General features: G+C 43.6%; 6 protein-coding genes and 1 pseudogene. All 7 read left to right on the forward strand.

The genetic code is table 11. The annotated features are described in order from the left end of the window. The first annotated feature begins 5 nt into the window (after positions 1 to 5). Entirely contained in the window at positions 6 to 971 is a 966-nt protein-coding gene (locus tag Q8W40_RS05980) for a substrate-binding domain-containing protein (protein WP_305396298.1), read from the forward strand. Between the two features lie 13 nt (positions 972 to 984). Continuing rightward, complete coding sequence (locus tag Q8W40_RS05985) at positions 985 to 2,490, forward strand: sugar ABC transporter ATP-binding protein (protein WP_305396299.1); 1,506 nt, start codon at positions 985 to 987, stop codon at positions 2,488 to 2,490. Positions 2,491 to 2,499: 9 nt separating this feature from the next. Then, entirely contained in the window at positions 2,500 to 3,498 is a 999-nt protein-coding gene (locus tag Q8W40_RS05990; RefSeq protein WP_305396300.1) for an ABC transporter permease, read from the forward strand. A gap of 3 nt (positions 3,499 to 3,501) precedes the next feature. Then, positions 3,502 to 4,584, forward strand: a complete 1,083-nt coding sequence (locus Q8W40_RS05995) for a mannonate dehydratase (protein ID WP_305396301.1) — start codon at positions 3,502 to 3,504, stop codon at positions 4,582 to 4,584. Further along, entirely contained in the window at positions 4,571 to 5,353 is a 783-nt protein-coding gene (locus Q8W40_RS06000) for an SDR family NAD(P)-dependent oxidoreductase (protein ID WP_305396302.1), read from the forward strand. Before Q8W40_RS05995 ends, Q8W40_RS06000 begins: the two co-directional genes overlap by 14 nt. A 37-nt stretch (positions 5,354 to 5,390) precedes the next feature. Continuing rightward, positions 5,391 to 6,077 carry an RraA family protein gene (locus tag Q8W40_RS06005; protein ID WP_305396303.1) on the forward strand — a complete coding sequence of 229 codons (687 nt, stop codon included), beginning with the start codon at positions 5,391 to 5,393 and terminating at the stop codon, positions 6,075 to 6,077. Between the two features lie 389 nt (positions 6,078 to 6,466). Further along, a pseudogene (locus Q8W40_RS06010) lies at positions 6,467 to 6,736 on the forward strand (major facilitator superfamily transporter); the annotation flags it as partial. Positions 6,737 to 6,808: the final 72 nt, after the last annotated feature.

Genomic DNA, 6,808 nt, shown 5'->3' on the forward strand with positions numbered 1-6,808 from the left:
GAATGATGAATAAGATAATTGCCGGAATTTTAACAGCGGTACTTTCTGCTAGTGTCTGCGCAGCAGATAGACCTGTTATCGCCAGTATCGTGTTTCAGAGCGATACTTTTATGCAAACTTTTCAAGATGGAATGAAAGCGGCTGCTAAGGAGAAAAATGTTGAGCTGCTACTTGGAAACTCAGAAACTGATTTGGCAAAAGAAGCCAGTTTGATTGACGGTTACCTAGTACGCGATGTCGATGCCATTGTTATAAATACTTTTTCAGCAAGTGCATCCGCATCTGCGGTAAAAGAGGCGTTAAACGAAGGTGTCACCGTTGTGTGTGCAAACACTTGCCTAGAAGAGAACAAGCGCAAGGGTATCGTTTCTTTCCTAGTGACTGAAAACCGAGACCTAGGCTTAAAAACTGGCAAAGCGGCTGCCGATTACATCAAAGCCAATTTAAATGGCAAAGCTAAGATTGGCATACTGAATTGCGATACCTTCCCTGAAGCATGTATTCCTCGTAAGCAAGGCTTCCTCGATGCGCTCCGTGACGCAGGCATTGAGTATGAAGTTAAAGCCGATCAAACTGGCTTTTTGTCTGATCAAGCTTTACCTATCTCTGAGGCAATGTTGCAGGCTCACCCTGATATCAACATTCTATGGGCCGCAAATGAAGGCGGGACTACGGCACACGTCTTAGCTGTTCGTGGTTTGGACCTTTCGAATAAAGTCAAAGTGTTTGGTACTGATATGAGCGCCCAACATGCACAATTCCTTAAAAGTAAAAAAGGCACCTTGATGGCTGTTACTGGTCAAGCTCCTTTCCAGCTTGGATACGATGCCATAAATATCACTCTTGACGCACTCAATAATAAAGAGGTCGCTAAAAAACTGACGGTTCCAACAATTTTGTTCGCTCGAGGTGATATTCGCCAGATTGACACTTTTATGTCTTCTAACGGACGCGCAATATTTGCCAACTAACAGAGTGCGTACCATGCAAAACAATATAGCTCTTAGTCTCAAAGGATTAACTAAGCATTACCCTGGTGTTCGTGCATTGGATGACTTCTCGCTATCACTGAAGTGTGGTGAAGTTCGTGCGTTACTGGGTAAGAACGGAGCGGGAAAGTCTACCACGATTAAAATGCTTAGTGGTTCCATCCATCCTGATAAGGGCAGTATTGAGATTGGCAGTAAGCAGGTGACCTTAGATTCGCCAATCAGTGCCCTTCGCCAAGGTATTGCCACCGTTTATCAAGAGATAAGCTTGATTCCAAGTTTAACGGTTGCCGAGAATATCTTGGTTGGGCGGTGGCACACCAAGGGCGCTTTCGGACATTTGTTGATAGACAGTACAAAGGATTTGCAGTTTGCACAACGTGCTTTATCAAACCTCGGTATTTCCATCTCCCCTCAATCTCTTGTGGGGGAGCTTAGCGTGGCTCAACAGCAGTTAATAGAGATTGCGAAAGCGGTCTCTTATGATCCCAAAGTACTGGTACTTGACGAACCAACCAGTGCCCTTCCTACTGAAGAGATTGACATGCTGCACCAAGTGGTGAAACGCCTTGCCGCACAAGGAAAAGCCATTTTGTACGTTACTCATCGCTTGCATGAAATCCCCAAAATTGCGGATAGCGTAACCGTGCTACGTGATGGAAAAGAAACTGGGACGATACCCGTTGAAGAAGCATCACCAGCCAAAATCTCTGATTTGATGGTTGGTGACAATTGGGAAAGTGTCTCGATCGACAAAACTGGCGCTTCTCGTGGTCAGTGCGTCCTAAAGGTCAATGCCCTAACCAATCACAAGCTGACCAACATTAATTTCTCCCTTCATGCTGGTGAAGTGCTTGGGGTCGCTGGGTTGCTAGCCTCTGGGCGTACGGAGTTACTGCGTGCCCTATTTGGGTTGGATCCTTTTGAGCAAGGTACTATCCATGTCGAAGAACAGCTTATCGAACACCCTAGCCCAAGTGAAATGAAAGCTCGTGGTGTTGGTATCACGGTTGAGGATCGCAAAGAGGAAGGGTTATTACTCGACTTCCCCATTACTACCAACATGACACTTGCAGCTATGAGTCAAACTAGCCGTTATGGCTGGCTTAATACCGACATAGAGCAGCGGCTAACGGCTGAAAAAATTAAGCAGCTTGATGTGAAGACCACAAGTCTTGATACCAAGGTAAATAACCTCAGCGGTGGAAATCAACAAAAAATTGTTATTGGGAACTGGCTTAATACCCAACCCAAAATACTCCTCATGGATGAGCCAAGCAGAGGCATTGATGTTCAAGCAAAAGAACAGATCTTTCGCCTCATTCGTTCTCTTGCCAATGATGGCATGGCGGTACTTTTTGTTTCTTCCGAGATTGAGGAAGTACTAGATGTAAGTGACCGAGTGTTAGTCATGCATGACGGGACGATCGTTGGCGACTACCCACAACAGCAATTGACACTAGAATCGGTCATGACACTGGTTATGAATGAGCAACAGTAAGGATACTCAATGAGCCAAACCTATTCTACTTCAGAGACCAAACCGAGCGTTAGCGTTCAACTCAGTCGTCTGTTTTCCAAATCTGGATTGCTGTTGGCAGTAATTCTACTTTTTATCGGTCTTGTCGCGTTTGCACCTAACTTTCTATCATCACGTAATTTGCTTAACGTTCTGTTGGCAATATCGTTCAATGGAATCATTGCTTGTGGTATGACCTTGATGATCATTGAAGGTGATATTGACGTTAGTGTTGGCTCTGCAGTCGCATGGTCATCGTCGCTTCTTGGTGTCCTGGTCATACAGCAAGGTTGGCCACTCTCTCTAGCGGTTATTGTAGTTATTTTACAGGGAGCCGTAATTCATGCAGTGGCTGGGTATATTCGCGTACGTTGGCTTATTCCATCATTTGTACTCACTTTGTCGCTATTTATGATACTTCGTGGTTCTGGGCGACTCATTACTAACGCTTTTCCAGTCACCCCATTCCCTGAAGGGTTTGAGTTTTGGGGAAGTGGTTCTATACCAATTTTGGGGCTAAATATTCCCGTTCCTGGGCTGTTAATGCTGCTGGTATTTGCTCTTTTTTATGTTATCAGCACACGCACTGTATATGGTCGTTCGGTTTATTGCGTTGGCGGGAATGAAAATGCTTCGCATCTCTCAGGAATTTCCGTTTGGCGTACACGCATTATCACCTTTGCTTTAGTTGGCGCACTGTCTGCGTTTGCAGGAATTTTGTTGTCATCACGTATTCAAGCCGGTTCATCTAATATCGCGTTGGGGCTTGAATTTGAAGTTATCGCAGCAGTCATCATAGGCGGCACAAGTTTAATGGGTGGGTCTGGTTCCATCATTGGCACTTTCTTAGGTGTTGTTTTTATAGGACTTATAGGTAATGGCATGGTGCTTATGGGCGTATCTCCCTTTGCGCAGGAAGTCGCTCGTGGCGTCATTATATTAGTGGCTGTTTTCGTTAGTGTTATTCAACGACCAAAAGTAGAGAGATAAATCATGAAAATTGGAATTGGTCTTTATCATCATATGCTTAATGAAGGTAACTTCATTTTTGCAAAGCAAATTGGTGTTACACATATTGTTGCCCACCTTACGGACTATTTTAGCCAGGAGCCTCGCCTACCAGGGACGACAGATGCTGGCTGGGGTCGAACAACAGGTAATACTGAAGTGTGGGAAATTGATTATTTACTGAATCTAAAACATCAAATTGAGGCTCACGGGCTCACACTTCATGCGATTGAGAATTTTGATCCGGCCCACTGGTTTGATGTATTGATAGGTGGTCCGAAACGAGATGAGCAATTGGAATACCTCAAACAAATCATTATTAACCTTGGAAAAGCGGGAATTCCTGTTATGGGATACAACTTTTCGATAGCGGGGGTTTGGGGGTGGGAACAAGGTCCATACGCTCGAGGTGGAGCAGAAAGTGTGGGGCTACGTCAGGGAAATTTTGATTTTGACAGCCCAATTCCGAATGGAACGATTTGGAACATGCAATACGACCCCAATGCTCCCCAAGGCTTTTTACCTCCAATTACTCATGAACAACTGTGGAGTAACCTCCGTTATTTTCTTGAAGCTCTCACACCTGTGGCGGAGAAAGCAGGCGTGATACTTGCGGCTCACCCAGATGATCCTCCAATGCCAACAATGCGTGGACACGCCAGATTGGTGTATCAGCCTCGGTACTACAATCAATTATTCGATCTGGTTCCCTCCTCTTTTAACCGAGCAGAACTCTGCATTGGTTCTGTCGCTGAAATGACCGAGGGTAACATTTACGAACATGCAGCCGATTGGAGCAAACGCAACAAAATCGGGTACGTTCACCTCAGAAACGTGAAAGGTAAAATCCCCCACTATACGGAAGTCTTTATTGATGAAGGTGATGTGGATATTAAGCGTCTATTGTCTGTTTTTCATCAAAACGGATTTGATGGCGTCGTTATTCCAGATCACACACCTCAGTTGAATTGTGATGCTCCTTGGCACTCAGGTATGGCTTACGCCATTGGGTATATAAAAGCAATGATCAGTGAGGCGACCAAAGGAGAAATGAATGCTAGCCAATAAACGAGTACTTGTTACCGGAGGGTCTAGGGGGATTGGTGCTGAAATCGCACGAACCCTTGCCAGTCAGGGAGCACAGATTGTTATCAACTACCATACTGCGGGGCGACCAGCGCAAGATTTGGTTCAAGAAATAAATAAAAGTTGGCCACATTGTAATGCCGCGGCTATTCAAGCAGATATTAGTGACAACACTCAAATTGAAGTGTTGTTTCAGAAGACACTAACTCATTTAGGAGGTGTCGATATTCTGATAAATAATGCCGCAATGGAGAGCACAGTTCCTGCTGTGGACCTAACGGAAGAGCAGTGGAATAAAGTCATTGACACCAATGTTAAGGGTGCATTTTTCTGTGCACAACATGCAGCCAAAACTATGATTGCTCAGGCACAAGGAGGAGTAATCTTAAATGTGTCATCCATACATGAAACCATACCAAGGTTAGGATTAAGCCATTATTGTATCTCTAAAGCGGGACTTACCATGATGACAAAATCACTTGCACTTGAATGGGCGGAGCATGGTATTCGTGTGTTGGGCGTAGCGCCTGGTGCCATTGAAACGGAAATGAATAGAGATGAAATTACTCACTTTGGACGAGATAAATTTGAATCGTGGATCCCGTTGTCACGTTTAGGACAAGTTGAGGATGTCGCTAATGCCATCGCCTTTCTTATATCAGATAACGCTGGATACATCTCTGGTGACACGCTGACGATTGACGGCGGTTACCTTCTAAATTTAGTGCGTTACGACCCTCGAGAGCAATAATGAATCGAGCACTCAAAAAACCTTTAAGGATATAATTATGTGGCAAGATGACAATTCTCTTTTTTCAATAATCAGAGATAAGCTTTTCACCGCAGTAGTCGGTGATGTCATGGATAAAATGGATCTGCAGAATCAGTTTCTTCCCCCTTATTTAACTGTTTTAGATGATAAACAGGTTATTGTTGGTCGTGCCATGACAGTGGTCGAGGCCGATATGATAGGGGAAACATCGATCACAAGTCACAATACAGCATTAAATCAACCATTTGGATTAATGTTTCAAGCACTTGATAGCCTTGAGGAAAATGAAGTATACATTTGCACAGGGTCGTCCCCTCTATACGCGTTATGGGGAGGGTTGATGTCGACTCGAGCGATGAAGTTAAACGCTGCGGGAGCTGTGTTAGATGGTTACGTTCGTGATTCAAAGGAAATTGCAGCTCTTGGGTTTCCGGTTGCAGCACGAGGTCGCTATGCGCAGGACCAAGGACCAAGAGGTAAAGTGATTGATTACCGAGTACCCATTTTAATAGGTCAAGCCTTAATCAATCCTGGTGATATTATTTTTGGTGATATTGACGGTATTTTGGTGATTCCTAAACAGCATGAGCAGGAAGTTGTTACTCGTGCGCTTGACAAGGTGACAGGAGAAGACAGAGTACGAAATGCACTAAATAACGGTATGTCGACAGTCGAAGCATTTGAAAAATATGGGATTATGTGATTTTTCCACTATTGGCTTTTGTTACCATTAATAGCTTACGTTGAGCTTTCTCACTTATAAGCTTAGAACGAAACCTCATGCATAAAGATAACCTTCAGTATCACAAAAGTAGAATGGTGCTGAAAAAATCCGCCTTCCTAAAAGGCGGTTTTTCTATATACCCACCTAGAAAGGAGTATGCACGCTATCAATAATACTCAAATTACTCACCTCGACCTCAATTCAATTAGACTGATTTTGCCAATATGCATTACAAAAAATAATGAGATTATTAGAAAAAATCGTGTGTATTTTTAATCCTCCAAGTCAAATGTAACAGAATATTATATGCTATTAATGTTAATTTGTATGGACCAATATGCCAATTAACATTTTAATGGTGGATTAATATTTGGAATAAGTTAAATAAATCTATGATGGTATGCCAAGCGATGTTTGGTCTGTCATTTTATGGTGTGATGGTTATCCTCACCCGGTTCTTCTTAGAAAATCTAGGCTATAGCGAAGCTGAAACCATGATGGTTGTTGGAGCCTTTTCCGCTATCGGACCATTGTTCGCAATTGCTGGAGGAGTTATTGCGGATAAATTTCTAGGGGCTTACCGCTCTCTCACCATTGCTTACGGCACTTTTGTCACAGGTTACATTTTACTGGTACTTGTGCTTTGATAGTTGTCTGCTCACCAAGCCGAGCACTTTCATTATTTTACTAGCACGATATCGACTCAGACT

It is taken from the genome of Vibrio penaeicida (assembly GCF_030689305.1).
GTDB classification, from domain to species: domain Bacteria; phylum Pseudomonadota; class Gammaproteobacteria; order Enterobacterales; family Vibrionaceae; genus Vibrio; species Vibrio penaeicida_B.